The 13516-nt window shown below is 66.2% G+C and carries 12 protein-coding genes; 1 reads left to right on the forward strand and 11 read right to left on the reverse strand.

All coding sequences use genetic code 11. The features are described from left to right. Positions 1-6 precede the first annotated feature (6 nt). The 7 genes from ACT53K_RS05720 to ACT53K_RS05750 all read right to left on the reverse strand — a co-directional run bounded on the left by ACT53K_RS05720 (position 7) and on the right by ACT53K_RS05750 (position 6960). Entirely contained in the window at positions 7-1161 is a 1155-nt protein-coding gene (locus ACT53K_RS05720) for an isovaleryl-CoA dehydrogenase (protein ID WP_476227593.1), read from the reverse strand. Beyond that, positions 1158-1529: a Rieske (2Fe-2S) protein gene (locus tag ACT53K_RS05725; RefSeq protein ID WP_476227594.1), complete on the reverse strand. Its 372-nt coding sequence runs from the start codon at positions 1527-1529 to the stop codon at positions 1158-1160. The genes ACT53K_RS05720 and ACT53K_RS05725 overlap by 4 nt, the downstream gene beginning before the upstream one ends. A gap of 163 nt (positions 1530-1692) precedes the next feature. Continuing rightward, positions 1693-2970, reverse strand: coding sequence for a homogentisate 1,2-dioxygenase (gene hmgA / locus ACT53K_RS05730; protein ID WP_476227596.1), 1278 nt, complete (start codon positions 2968-2970; stop codon positions 1693-1695). 123 nt (positions 2971-3093) lie between these two features. After that, entirely contained in the window at positions 3094-4134 is a 1041-nt protein-coding gene (gene hppD, locus ACT53K_RS05735) for a 4-hydroxyphenylpyruvate dioxygenase (RefSeq protein ID WP_476227981.1), read from the reverse strand. A 50-nt stretch (positions 4135-4184) separates the two neighbouring features. Further along, positions 4185-5534 carry an FAD/NAD(P)-binding protein gene (locus tag ACT53K_RS05740; RefSeq protein WP_476227597.1) on the reverse strand — a complete coding sequence of 450 codons (1350 nt, stop codon included), beginning with the start codon at positions 5532-5534 and terminating at the stop codon, positions 4185-4187. A 16-nt stretch (positions 5535-5550) separates the two neighbouring features. Further along, positions 5551-5817 carry a DUF6356 family protein gene (locus tag ACT53K_RS05745; protein ID WP_476227598.1) on the reverse strand — a complete coding sequence of 89 codons (267 nt, stop codon included), beginning with the start codon at positions 5815-5817 and terminating at the stop codon, positions 5551-5553. A gap of 273 nt (positions 5818-6090) precedes the next feature. Beyond that, the gene (locus tag ACT53K_RS05750; RefSeq protein ID WP_476227599.1) at positions 6091-6960 is read right to left on the reverse strand and encodes an NAD(P)-dependent oxidoreductase; all 870 of its coding nucleotides are present in this window, start codon (positions 6958-6960) and stop codon (positions 6091-6093) included. 163 nt (positions 6961-7123) lie between these two features. On the opposite strand from ACT53K_RS05750, the gene ACT53K_RS05755 reads away from it, so the two are divergent. Further along, positions 7124-8449 (forward strand): cation:proton antiporter, encoded by a 1326-nt coding sequence (locus ACT53K_RS05755; protein ID WP_476227982.1) that lies wholly within the window; start codon positions 7124-7126, stop codon positions 8447-8449. Between the two features lie 5 nt (positions 8450-8454). On the opposite strand, the gene mprF is transcribed toward ACT53K_RS05755, so the two are convergent. From mprF to ACT53K_RS05775, 4 genes are all read right to left on the reverse strand, one after another. Beyond that, positions 8455-11049, reverse strand: coding sequence for a bifunctional lysylphosphatidylglycerol flippase/synthetase MprF (gene mprF, locus ACT53K_RS05760; RefSeq protein WP_476227600.1), 2595 nt, complete (start codon positions 11047-11049; stop codon positions 8455-8457). Beyond that, the gene (locus tag ACT53K_RS05765; protein ID WP_476227601.1) at positions 11019-11420 is read right to left on the reverse strand and encodes a DUF2147 domain-containing protein; all 402 of its coding nucleotides are present in this window, start codon (positions 11418-11420) and stop codon (positions 11019-11021) included. Before ACT53K_RS05765 ends, mprF begins: the two co-directional genes overlap by 31 nt. Further along, a complete protein-coding gene (locus tag ACT53K_RS05770) occupies positions 11417-12184 on the reverse strand; it encodes an AcvB/VirJ family lysyl-phosphatidylglycerol hydrolase (RefSeq protein ID WP_476227603.1) in 768 nt (255 codons plus the stop codon). Before ACT53K_RS05770 ends, ACT53K_RS05765 begins: the two co-directional genes overlap by 4 nt. A gap of 123 nt (positions 12185-12307) precedes the next feature. Then, the gene (locus tag ACT53K_RS05775; RefSeq protein WP_476227604.1) at positions 12308-13378 is read right to left on the reverse strand and encodes a potassium channel family protein; all 1071 of its coding nucleotides are present in this window, start codon (positions 13376-13378) and stop codon (positions 12308-12310) included. Positions 13379-13516: the final 138 nt, after the last annotated feature.

Raw genomic sequence — 13516 nt, forward strand, 5'->3', positions numbered from 1 at the left:
CTGGGATTACGCCGCCCCCAGCAGTTCGCGGCCGATCAGCATCCGGCGAATCTCGTTGGTGCCTGCGCCGATGTCGAGCAGCTTGGCGTCGCGCAGGAAGCGTTCGACCGGCCAGTCTTTGGTGTAGCCCGCGCCGCCCAGCGCCTGCACCGCCTCACCGGCGACGCGGAAGGCGTTCTCGCTAGCCAGCAGGATCGCGCCCGCCGCATCGAACCGCGTCGTCCTGCCCGCATCGCAGCTGCGCGCCACCGCATAGACATAGGCGCGGGCGGAATTGAGCGCGACATACATGTCGGCGATCTTGGCCTGGATCAGCTGGAAGCTGCCGATCGGCTGCCCGAATTGTTTGCGCTCGCGGACATAGGGCAACACCACGTCAAGACACGCCTGCATGATGCCGAGCTGGATGCCTGCGAGCACGGTACGCTCGTAATCCAGCCCGCTCATCAGCACGCCGACGCCGCCATTGACCGGACCCATGACGTTTTCCTCCGGCACTTCGCAATCGGTGAAAACCAGCTCGGCGGTGGGCGAGCCGCGCATGCCCATCTTGTCGATCTTCTGGCCGATCGCGAAGCCGGGCATGTCCTTCTCGATCAGGAAGGTGGTGATGCCGCGCGAGCCTTCGCCGGTCTTCGCGTAGACGACGAGCGTGTCGGCGTACGCCGCGTTGGTGATCCAGAATTTGGTGCCGTTCAGCACGTAGCCGCGATCGGTCTTATCCGCCTTCAGCTTCATCGAAACGACGTCCGACCCTGCACCGGCCTCGGACATGGCCAGGCTGCCGACATGCTCGCCGGAGATCAGCTTCGGAAGGTATTTGGCTTTCTGCTCGGCATTGGCCCAGCGGGCGATCTGGTTGATGCAGAGGTTCGAATGTGCACCATAGCTAAGCCCGATCGAGGCAGAAGCGCGGGCCACTTCCTCGCATGCAATGACATGTTCGAGATAGCCGAGACCCAGGCCGCCATCGGCTTCCGGAACTGTGATGCCATGCAGGCCCAGTTCGCCCATCGCCGGCCAGAGCTCGTCGCGCGGGAACCAGTCCTCGGCGTCGATCCGGGCGGCGAGCGGAGCGATCCGGTCGCGAGCGAAGCGCGCGGTGGTTTCGCGGATCATGTCGGCGGAATCGCCCAGTGCGAAATCGAAATCGGGGGTCATTGCGGTTCCTCTCCAACGGTCACGATCATGCCGTCGATTATGCGTACAGGCCATGGAAGCAGCCGCGCGCCAACGCAAGGGCCGCCGACGCAGCGCCCGTCCTCCACGGTGTAGAGCGCGCCGTGCCAACTGCACTGGATATGGTCGCCGTCCGGGGTGAGATAGGCGTCGAGCTGTTGCGTAAGTGGCACGGCCATGTGCGCGCAGCGATCGACATAGCCAAAAACTGCCGCGCCCCGGCGAACGACGAAGCCGTGGAAACGGCCGGCGCGCATTTCCAGTACGAAGTTGCGGGCGGTGCCGTCGGGGATCAGGTCCAGCGGGCCAAGGGTTACACCGGCGGGCGTGGTGGTGAGGCGTTCGGTCATGCGGGGCGAAGGGCTCCCAACGCTTTACGGTTCGCGTTCCCCTTCCGCTTGCGGGAAGAGCTAGGGGAGGGGATGAGCCGGTTTAGCGCTGCCCCCACGTCCTTCCCTCCCCCGACCCCTCCCGCAAGCGGGAGGGGAACGCAGACTGCGTCCGGGCACTGCCTCACGGCAACCGCGCTTTCGGAAAGCCCTCCCACACCGCATCATAGTCGGGCTGGGCATGTGCGGCTGCATAGTCGGTGGGGCGGTAGGGCCAGCAGGTCTCGACCATGAAGGCCATGGTGTCGTCGATCTTGTGCGGCTGCAATTCTGCGTCGGTCGCGCCGCGCCAGCTGGCAACGTCCGGTCCGTGGCCCGCCATGATGTTGTGGAGCGAGAGGCCGCCGGGGGCGAAACCGTCCGCCTTGGCATCATAGGCGCCGTGGATCAGGCCCATCGCCTCGCTCATCACGTTACGGTGGAACCAGGGCGGGCGGAACGTGTCCTCCGCCACCATCCAGCGCGGCGGGAAGATCACGAAATCGGCATTGGCCCGCCCCGGAACGGTGCTTGGCGAGGTGAGAACCGTGAAGATCGACGGATCGGGATGGTCGAAACTGACCGTGTTCATCGTGTTGAACCGGCTAAGGTCGTAGCGGCAGGGTGCGAGGTTGCCATGCCATGCCACCACGTCGAGCGGACTGTGGGGGAGGGTAGTTATCCACAGGCTTGCCAACGACTTTTGCACAAGCTCGAACGGTTCGTCACGATCCTCGAACCAGGCGGCCGGCGTCTCGAAATCGCGCGTGTTCGCCAGGCCATTGGCGCCGATCGGGCCGAGATCAGGCAGGCGGAACATCGCTCCGTGGTTTTCGGCGACATAGCCGCGCGCTTCGCCATCGGGCAGCAGCACCCGGAACCGCACGCCGCGCGGAACCAGCGCGATCTGGCCGGGGTCGATGTCGATCCGGCCGAGTTCGGTCAGCAGGGTCAGGCGACCCGCCTGCGGGATGAACAACAGTTCGCCATCTGCGTCGACAAAGGCGCGATTGTCCATGTCGCGATTGGCGGCATAGCCGTGCATCACCACGCCCTCCAGATCGGCGGGATCGCGGGTGACGAGCATCGTCGTCATCCCGTCGATCCAGTCGGTGGGGCGTATGGGCGCCGGCAGGGGATCCCAGCGCAGCCGGTTGGGCGCGAGCGGCCCGGCAGCGGCGGCCGTGCCGAAGCGCGGGGCGCCGGTGTAGGGGCGATAGGGCGGATGCTCGGCGCTGGGCCGCAGGCGATAGAGCCAGCTACGGCGATTTTCGGCGCGCGGCGCGGTGAACGCGGTGCCGGAAAGCTGCTCGGCATAGAGGCCGTAAGGCGGCCGCTGCGGGCTGTTGCGACCGATGGGCAGCGCGCCGGGGACTGCCTCTGTGGAGACATGGTTGCCGAAGCCGGGGAAATACTGGGTCACGTGGTTCGTCCTCTCCAGCGCGTCTCCCCTTTTGGATCAGGACGGGGAGGGGGCGTTCGGTGGGGCCGGGGTATGCCACTGTTCCTGCGGCGGCACCCCCGGCTCTCTCCCTCTCCGAAACTGTCAGGCGTCGACCTTGATGACGCCGCGGCGGATCTGGTCGAGCTCGATGCTCTCGAACAGCGCCTGGAAATTGCCGTTGCCGAAACCTTCATTGCCCTTGCGCTGAATGATCTCGAAGAAGATCGGCCCGAACATGTTCTCGGTGAAGATCTGGAGCAGGATGCCTTCGCCATTCTCCACCGATCCGTCGATCAGGATGCGGTTCTTGCGCAGCCGCTCGAGATCTTCGCCATGCCCGGGCACGCGCTTGTCGACCAGCTCGTAATAGGTCTCGATCGTGTCCTGCAGCCGCACGCCGCGCGCGCGTAGCCGCTCCACGGTGTCGTAGATGTCGTCGGTGGTGAGGGCCAGGTGCTGGATGCCTTCGCCCTTATATTCGCGCAGGAATTCCTCGATCTGGCTGTTGTCGTCCTGGCTCTCGTTCAGCGGAATGCGGATCGCCTTGTCGGGCGCGATCATCGCCTGGCTGAACAGGCCGGTCGCCTTGCCCTTGATATCGAAATACTTCTGCTCCTCGAAGCCGAAGAGCGTGCGGTAGAATTCGCTCCACACGCGCATCTGGCCGCGGCGGACATTGTGGGTGAGGTGGTCGAGCAGGTCGAGCCCGACGCTGTTCTTCGCTTCCGCCTCGCGCCAGCCGGGGAACTCGGCCCAGTCGGCATAGAGGTCGCTGCCGTCCTGGATGAAATAGAGATAGGAGCCGCCGATGCCCTGAATGACGGTGTCGTCTTCATCCGTCGGCTTCGCGCCATGCGCCAGCGCCCATTCCATTGCCTTTTTGGGGTCCGCGACGCGGAACGCCATCGCGCTGGCCGAGGGGCCGTGCTCGCCGCGGAACGCCGCCACACGGCCGGCATCGTCGCGGTTGAGCATCAGGTTGATGCGGCCCTGCTTGTAGCGCGTGATGTTCTTGCGCGGATGGCGGTGGGTGGGAACGAAGCCCAGCTGCTCGAACTGGCGCGCCATCGCGTCCGGATCGGGCGAAGTGAATTCCACGAACTCGAAGCCATTCAGGCCGAGCGGATTGGTGGTATCGGTCATGACGACCTGATACCGCATCTCCCAATTTAGTGTCAAATGTTACTAGTTCGTCATAACCCCTCGCCGCCCACCCAATGCGCGTTGGAGAGGCGGCGGGCGACTGCCCAGGTCTGGGTGCGGATGTCGGGCACCGCGACGATTTCCCAGAAGGCGCCGCGCGTCATCGGCCCCAGCGCATAAAGTTGGGAATTGGCGCGGCCGTCGGCGCCGATCGTCTGCCCCTGATTGTCGACATCGATGCCGATTCGCGCCGCGTCGGGTCGGATCAGCCCGCGCGCGACCAGTTTCTGGAGCAGTGGTTCGGTCGTGCGGCCAAGGTCGCCGAGGGGGCCGGTGCAGTTGATGATCCGCTGAACGGTCAGCACTTCGGTGGCGTCACAGCCACGCCGGCGCAGTGTCACGTCGACACCATCGGTCCTTTCGCTGAAGCCCAGCGTCTTGGCAGCAACCACCTCCAGCTGGCCGCGATCGATCAGCGCGTGCAACCGGGTATCGACCTCGGGCGCAAGCCGGTGGCGGTGCACATCCCACCAGGGCCGCAGGTGGCGCAGGAACCGCGATCGCTCGGCTATGCTGGCATTCGCCCACATCGGCTGGGTGAAGGGGCGCAGCTCATCGACGGCGTTGCGCCAGCCGACGTGCCCGGCACGGGTACGGACAGTGCGGACAAGCTGCGAGGCGCGGGTGCGTGGTCGCTCGGTGATCCTATCCCAGTCCTGCCTCGGCCCGTGCGGGCGGGGCAACAGGCCGCGTCGGGACACCGCAACGATCCGCCCGCCGAACCCGCGGGCCTCGAGCAGCAGCGCTACGTCAACCATCGTAAGCCCGGTGCCGATCACCAGCACCGTGTCGGCATCGCCAAGGCCTTCGGGTACGCTCGAATCCCACGGGTCGCCCTTATATCGGACGCCCGACAGCGCGGAGGGATCAAGGCCAGGCGGGTCGTGTGGCGGCAAGTTACCGACCGCCAGCACTACGGCATCGGCCCGTATCGTCTCGCCGTCGAGCTGCAGCGTGGCGCCGCCGGCATCGAAGGTCACATCCTGCACCTCGCCATGGACCAGGCGCAGGCGGTCGGGATGCTCGGCCAGCGCCTGCGCCAGCATCTCGCGCAGATACTCGCCATAGACGCGGCGCGGCACGAAGGCCGTGGCGGCATTCTCCACGCCGCGGGCCTCCAGCCAGCGGACGAGATGGCCGGGTTCGTCGGGAAAGGCGCTCATGTTCGCGGCACGGACGTTGAGCAGATGCGAGGGATGGGCGGCACCATAGGCGAGCCCGGTACCCGCCACCGGCGCGCGCTCGATCAGCGTGGCGCGCGGCCCGTGATGGCGGATCAGGTTGATCGCCTGAAGCGTGCCCGAAAAGCCGGCGCCGATAATGGCGACATGTTCGATCATGTACTGGCCCCCCGGCTCAGATTTCGTAGTCGATCTGCCATTCCGGCGCCGTGAAGGCCGGTTTCTCGTCGGCAAAGGCGGGCTGGCGCGCCTTCATCTCCCCGTAGAGGCGCTTGATCGAGTCGCTGGCGGTGCGGACGAACAGGAAGGGCAGTGCCGCATGGATGAGGCACGCGGCGCCCCCTGCGATCATCGTGATGCCGAAGCGCGCCGCAGTGGCCGCATGGGCGCCATAGCTCTCGCCGACGCTACGCGGATGGGCGAGGAAAAGCCGATCGATCATGTGGGAATTGTACCGGCGAACGGGGCGGCGGGGAAGGGCGTTGGTCCTGAATTCGGTGCTGTTTGTGGTGGGGGCTTGCAGGAATGGAGGCTGTCGCAATCAGTCAGGCGAACAGATTCCCCTCCCTGCTTGCAGGGAGGGGCTAGGGGTGGGGCCGCCGCCGTGAGGCGGCGGGGCTCGCTTTCGGCAAAGTATAGAGCCCCTGTAGCGCGCAGACGCGCGCACCCACCCCTTTGTCCCCTCCCTTGCAGGGAGGGGAATCGATGCTTTTCGTCAAAGCTTCGCGATCGTCTCCGCCATGGCGGTCACGTCGACGTCGGCGCCTTCGGTAGCGATCGTCTCGACCAGATGCGCCTGGACCAGATCGAGCAGCGGCAGGCGCGCGCCCACCGCCGCCGCGGCTTCACTCGCCAGCCGCATGTCCTTCAGCCCCAGCGGTGCGGTGAAGCCGGCCGGGCGGTGGCGGCGCTCGGCGATCGGCGGGCCATAGGCCTTGTGGATCGCGCCGTCGAAGATCGTGCCGGCGAACACTTCCAGCATCTTTTCACGGGAGACGCCGCCCTTTTCGCCCAGCGCCATCGCCTCGCCATAGGCTTCCACCGTCGCCATGATCATGAAATTGCCGGCCAGCTTGACGAGGTTGGCGGCCGAGGGCGTTTCGCCCATCGGGAAGACAATGCGCCCGATTGCCTCGAACAGGGGTGCGGCCGCAGCCATGCCATCGGGTGCGCCGGCTGCGACGATGGCGAGCTTGCCCGCAGCAGCGACGGCCGGGCGGCCGAATACGGGCGCGGAGACGAAGTGATGGCCGTTTGCCGCATGCAATTCTGCCAGCCGGTCGGCCGTCGCTACTGCAATCGTGCTGTGCGACAGGTGCAGCGCACCCGGTGCCATGCCGGCGAGCATCCCGTAGGGCCCATCCAGCAGCGCATCGAGCGCAGCATCGTCCGCCACCATCGTCATCACGGCGCCGGCCGCCTCCGCTGCCGCACGCGGCGTGGTTGCCAGCCGGGCGCCGCGGGCGACCAGCGGCGCTGCCTTGTCGGCGGAGCGGTTCCAGACAGTGAGGCTGTGTCCGGCATCGAGCAGCGCCGATGCCATGCCGAAACCCATCTGACCCAGCCCGAGAAATGCAACATTCATGTCAATCTCCTGATGCGCTTAGCCGCCGGGGCTCGCCAAAGCGAATTTCCAATAGTATCGACGTGTTACAACACAAGCATCGCGTGAGAAGGTGCAGGCGGGAAGGGGGAATGGATTGACGCACGAAGACGTCTGGCAGAGCTTTGTCCACGCAGTGACGACGATGCTGGGGGCGCATGGCCCGGCGACCGCCGGTGCGGCGAAGAGCTTCGCGCCGGGCGATTATAGCATCCATTTCTTCCTGCAACTCGCAGTGATCCTTGTTGCCTGCCGCGTCGTTGGCTGGCTGGGGCAGAAGCTGCTCGCTCAGCCGCAGGTGGTGGGCGAGATGATAGCCGGGGTGATCCTGGGGCCGTCGCTCCTCGGCCTGGTCTTTCCGGACCTGCAAGCAGCGATCTTCCCCAAAGAGACGAAGAACGTCCTCTATGTCGGCGCGCAGTTCGGCGTGGGGCTGTACATGTTCCTTGTCGGCACCACGCTGCAGGTCGAGCATTTCCGATCCAAGGCGCGAAGTGCGATGACCGTTTCTGCCGCCGGAATAGCCGTGCCGTTCCTGCTGGCGGCGATTGTCGCGCCGATGTTGGTTACCGTACCCGGCCTGTTCGCGGCAGGTATTTCCAACTTCAACGCGACGCTGTTTCTGGGCGCCTGCATCGCGCTGACGGCGTTCCCGATGCTGGCGCGGATCATCAATGAGCGCGGACTGGCGGAATCGTCGCTGGGAACGCTGTCATTGACGGCGGGCGCGTTCGACGATGCCTGTTCGTGGTGCGTGCTGGCGATCGTGCTGGCGACGTTCGGCGCGGGGCCGGGCGTGGCGATCCTCGCAATCGGCGGGGGCCTGCTCTACACGCTGTTCCTGGTGCTGGTCGGCCGGCGGCTGCTGGCCCCGCTGGGTGCGGCGGTGGAGCGCAGCGGCGAAATGAGCCTGACGGTGCTCGGCATCACCATGGCGCTGTTCTGCCTGTCCGCCTTCTTCATGGACGCGATCGGTATTCATGCGATCTTCGGCGGCTTCATCCTGGGCGCCGTGATGCCGCGCGGCCGCTTCGCCGCCGAGCTGAAGCGCAAGATCGAGCCGCTGGCAGTGGTGCTGCTGCTGCCGATGTTCTTCACCTATTCGGGGCTGAACACCCGGATGGACATGGTCAATTCGGTGTCGCTGATCGGCATCACGCTGGCGGTGCTGGCAGTATCGATCCTTGCCAAGTTCGGCGCTTGCTGGGCGGCGGCGCGGCTTTCGGGCGAGGACAACCGCACCGCGCTGGGCATCGGCGCGTTGATGAACTCGCGCGGGCTGATGGAGCTGATCATCATCAATATCGGCCTGCAAAAGGGGATTATCGGCCCCACGCTGTTCGCGATGCTGGTGCTGATGGCGATCGTGACGACGATGATGGCGTCGCCGCTGTTCGAGCTGGTCTATGGCCGGCTGGCGCGGGCGCGGGGCGAGCTGGGCAGCGTGCCGGGCGAACCCGGGCTCGCCTGACCGGCTCAGCCGCCGACCAGCGCAGTAAGGTCGATCAGCGCGCGCGGCACCGATACGCCGGGGCTGGTGCCGATATAGCGCGGCACCCAGACGGGTTCATATTTCGCCTTGAACGCACGCAGGCCCGAAAAGCCGTACAACCGCTCGCCATGGCCATAGACCGCCGCGCCCAGCCGCGACCAGATCGGCGCGAGCGGCCCCGGCTTCAGCCCCGACAGCGGCGCCATGCCGAGGTTGAACCGCTCGAAGCCCTGCGCCGCGCCATATTGCATCAGCCGGACGAACAGCAGGTCCATCGCGCCATAGGGCGTTCCGGGCAGATAGCGCATCAGGTCGACCGACATCTCCTCGCGGTTCGGCGTCTCCCAGATATTGGCGAAGGCGACGATCTCGCCGTGCAGGCGCAGCACCGCACAATCGAAGCGGGCCAGATAGTCTGGATCAAACCGGCCTAGGCTGAAGCTCTTTTCCGCGCCGGGCTTGCCTTCCAGCCACGCATCGGACACGCGGCGCAGCGCGGGCAGGGCGGCTGGCACCTGCGCGGCGGGAATGACCTCGAACACCAGCCCGGCGGCATTGGCCTTGTTCACGCAGTGGCGCAGCGACTTGTAGGGTGCGCCCTTCAGCGCATAGCCCTGGCGCAGATCGACCAGCGCCTCTTCGCCATATTTCATCGGCTGCAGGCCCAGCTCGACCACCAGCGGCAGCATCGCGGCGCTCACCTGAAACAGGCACAGCCGCCCGCGCGCGGCATCGCAGCGGCGGCGAATTTCCCAGATCAGTTCCGACCACGCCGCTTCGGGACCGACCGGATCGCCCATCACCACCCAGGTACGCCCCTGCACGCGGTACATGAGGAAGGCATCGCCTGAGGTGGAGACGAGGAAGTCCTTGTCGCCGGTAAATGCCAGCATCGCGTCGGCGCGGCTGCTGACGGCGATGGCGCGTTCGGCGACATCCTCGGGCAATTCCTGCCCCTCGCGGATGTGCGGCGAAGCCGACATCAGGCGCCAGAACGCCCAGCCGACGAGCAGCATCGTCGCCCCCAGCGTCGCGCGCAGGAAGCGGGGGGCATTGCCGCGCCAGGCAAAGTCCCACCACAGCGCATCGCTGTACGGCACGCGCTTGTAGGCGAAGAAGCCCGCCCAGGCGCTGAGTGCCAGCGCGATCAGCGCCGCCGCCCACCACCAGCGCGCGACCGGTGCCGAGCCGATGCCGGCGCTGCGGTAAAAGCCCGGCCGGGCATATTGCAGCATCCCCGCGACGACGAGCAGCACCGTCGCTTCCTCATAATCCACGCCCTTCAGCAACGAGAACAGCGCGCCGGCGAGCAGCAGCACCCGCGCGGCGTGGAAGCCGCTCTTTAGCCGCGCCTGCACGGCCGGGGCGATCAGCAGCAGCGCGGTGCCCACCAGACTGGCAGCGAAGTGCGAGCCTTCGACGAACGGCAGCGGCAACAGCTTGTGGAGCGGGTGCATGCGGCCATGCGCGGGGGGCAGCGCGCCGGAGACGAGCAGCACCAGTCCGCCCGCGAACACCAGCAGCGCGAGTAGCGGCGGCGCCAGCGCCTGTCCGATCCGGTCCGCAACCGACAGGCCAGCAGCGATCGGATGGCGCAGCCGCTTCCCCTCCACCGCGACGAGCAGCGCGCCGGCAACCAACAGGGGCAGCAGATAATAGACGAGGCGATAGAGCAGGAGGGCGGCGAACAACTCGCTGCGGCCGAGCGGCAGCAGCGCCAGCATCGTCCCCTCGAACACGCCGATCCCGCCCGGAACATGGGTGATCAGCGCGACGACGATCGCCAGTGCATAGGCAAGGAAGAAGCTGCCGATCAGCGCCGGGTCGGCGCCGGGCACCAGTACGAACAGCGCGCCCGAAGCGCAGGCAAGGTCCAGCGCCGCGACACCGATCTGTGCCGCCATCAGTTGCGGGGTAGGTAGTGGGAGCACCGCTTCGCCGATCCGCACCGTTGCCCATCCCCGCGCGCGAAGGGCGAACAGGACGATTGCGACCAACACCAGCGCTCCGCCTATCGCGTGCTGCACCGAAGCGGCAATGCTGAACCCCGCTACCGCCAGCGGTTGCGCGCCGAGCAGCAGCGCCGCCGCCGTCACCGCGAACACGCCGCCCCAGAAGGTGCCCGAGGCGATCAGCGTGATCCGGGCGACATCGGTAAAGTCCAGTCCTGCGGCGGTATAGGCGCGCAGCCGGGCAGTGCCGCCGGTGAGCAGCGACAGGCCGAGATTATGGCTGATCGTGTAGCTGGTGAACGATGCCAGCGCTGCGGTGCGCCAGGGCAGCCGCTTGCCGATCGTGCGGACCGCGAACCAGTCGTAGAGTGTGAGCAGCAAGTAGGAACAGGTCGTCAGCGCGATCGCGATTCCCAGCCGGTCGCCACCGATCTGGTGCAGCGCCTGGCGCACGTCGTGCAGCCGGACCTGGGCCAGGATGGCGCGCACTGCTTCGAACCCCAGCAGCGCAACGGCAAGGGCGAGCAGCACCAGCAGCGGTCGCTTGTAGCGCCGGATCCGGGCGATCAGCCCTTTCTCTGCGGGTGTCGGCGCTTCTACAGCCGGGTCCACTCCTGCGACTTGCATATCCAACCCCCGAGGATGCAGCCGGAAATACGCAGTTTGGACGGTGAGACCACCTGGATGTGCGAATAAAAGCTGCGGCCCATGTCAGGCACATAGACCGTCCCGGTCCAGCGCTTGGGCGTATCCCGCCGATAGGCGCGCAACAGCTGGGTGCCAATCAGATTCTGTACGCCGGACTCGCGGGCGTCCTCCAGCGCTTCCTGATTGGCAGCGATAATCGTGCCGCACAGCTCCTCGCCGCACATGGTGGTGCGAACCGAAATGCTGTGGCGGGGGTTTTGCCAGACGCCGAGCACCGCATCATTGCCGTCGCTCTGCGCAGCGGGGGCGGAAAAGGGCGCGGCGGCGAGCAGGGCGAGCGTGCGTTTCATGGTCGATGCGGCGCTGTCTGCGCTCCCAGCACGGGAGCAAGGGCAGTGAAAAAGGTTCGGACCAGCAGGTCATGGTCCATGCGCAGATAATGGCCGCCGGGCAGGGCGATCCGCCGCACATTCGCGCCTAGCATGGTTGGGCACAGACTGTCGCTTTCGGTCGCGCCGCTGATGCAGGTAACGGGCAGCCAGTGCAGTGCGCGCGCTTCGATCGATTCTACGTCGGGCGTCCCGAGATAGGCTAGGTTGAGCGGATCGGCGCGGAAATAGGCGCTGGCGCTCGGCACCACCAGTACCAGTGCGGTGACATGGGGGCGCAGATCGGCGGGCAGATGGGCGATGCCCACCCGCGCAATATCGGCACCGAACGACTGCCCGGACAGGATCACGCGGGTTGCGCCGGTTCGACGCATCGCATCGCGTACCGAATGGGCGACCAGCGCATCGACATCGGCGCGGCTTCGGCGCTTTCCGAACAATGCCGGCATGCCCACCGCATAGACCGGGATTCCCGCCTCGGTCAGCGCGTCGACAATATAGGGGCCCATACCCCAGTGCAGGCCCATATCGCCGGAAAAATAGACGACCGCCATATGCCGCGAAGGGCCGTCCGCCCTATATACGCGCACTGCGTTCGTATCGAAGAAACCGGCGCTCCAGTAGAGAATCGCTATTGCTGCAGCCAGCACCGCGAGAAGGGTCGCGGTCCAGCGCCGCCAGCGTAGACGCGGTGCCGCCGCGGCAGTTGGTTCGCGATTCGCCATCGGGGCCCCATGCAATCGACTAGCTGAAGGCAGGATTAAGCGAAGGCGCGAAAATGCAACCCGGCGGGCGCCCGAAAATGGCCGGTTCGGACGAAAATTTTTGCAGCGCAGCAGCCGGGTGGATCAGAAGATGTTCCGGCCCGCCCGGATCTGGCGCCGCGTGGTAAACAGTGCGCGCGCGGTGGCTGCGGCATCGCGCATTACGACCAGCACGCTGTCACCGGCTTCGATCCGCTCGTCGCGGGCCGGGCGCGGCAGGACATGGCCGTCGGCCCGGTCGATCTGGACGATGAACAGGCCGTTGCTCGCACGCCGCTCCGCCTCGTCAACGGTCAGGCCGCAGAGCGCGGCATCGGGAGTAGCCTCGATCCGCTCGATCTCCAGCCCCAGCGCTTCCAGTTCGGTCCGCAACCGGCCGAGCTGCGCATCGCCGCGCACTTCCTGGCTGTGCGGATAGAGGATCATCCGCGCCATCGTCTCGGCACCAATATGGGTGGGGAAGATCACCCGGTCGGCGCCGGCGTGGATCAGCTTGCGTTCGGTGGTCGTCGCTTCGCCACGCGCGATGATTTCCAGTCGCGGGTTGAGGTTGCGGGCACTCAGCGTGATGAAGACATTGGCAGCATCGTCCGGCAGCACGGTGGCAAGCGCCCGCGCGCGCTGGATACCGGCGGCGATCAGTACCTCTTCCTCGGTGGCATCACCGCCCAGCGTGCAATGCTCTGCCGCCTCGGCCTCGGCGCGCTTTTCCAGGCCACGCTCGATGATGACGAGCGGCATGCCCGCCCGCGTCAGCTCCTGCGCCAGCATCATGCCGATCCGGCCATAGCCGCAGATGACGACATGGTCCGAAAGCCGGTCGATCCGGTTTTGCATACGGGAAGCTCCGAAAATGCTACGCAATTGCAAGACGGTGAAGAACTGGACGAGCGCGCTGGTGAGCAGGATCATGCCGGTACAGCCCAGCACCATCGTGCCCATGGTCAGCGCGTGGAGATAAGGCGTGTCGATCGGCCGGACCTCGCCATAACCGACCGTGTAGAGCGTCAGCACCACCATGTAGCTGGCGTCGGCGAAGCTCCACCCTGCGGCCATATAGCCGATCGTCGAAAGCACTGCGACGACCAGTACGAAGACGAGAATGGAGACGAGATTGCGCGTCGGCGAGCCGAGTACGCTTTCTGCATCTGCCAATATCCGCCGCATCGCCATCTATTACGACAGAGGCGCGCGCATCTGTCTATTCGTAGCGACCGCAGACGCACGAAAATTGTTACGGCTGCGCCCGCTTGCGGCAAAGCGCAGCGGGAGCTAAAGGGCCGCGCTCAGCTC

The sequence above is a fragment of the Sphingomonas sp. DMC8 genome (assembly GCF_056314185.1).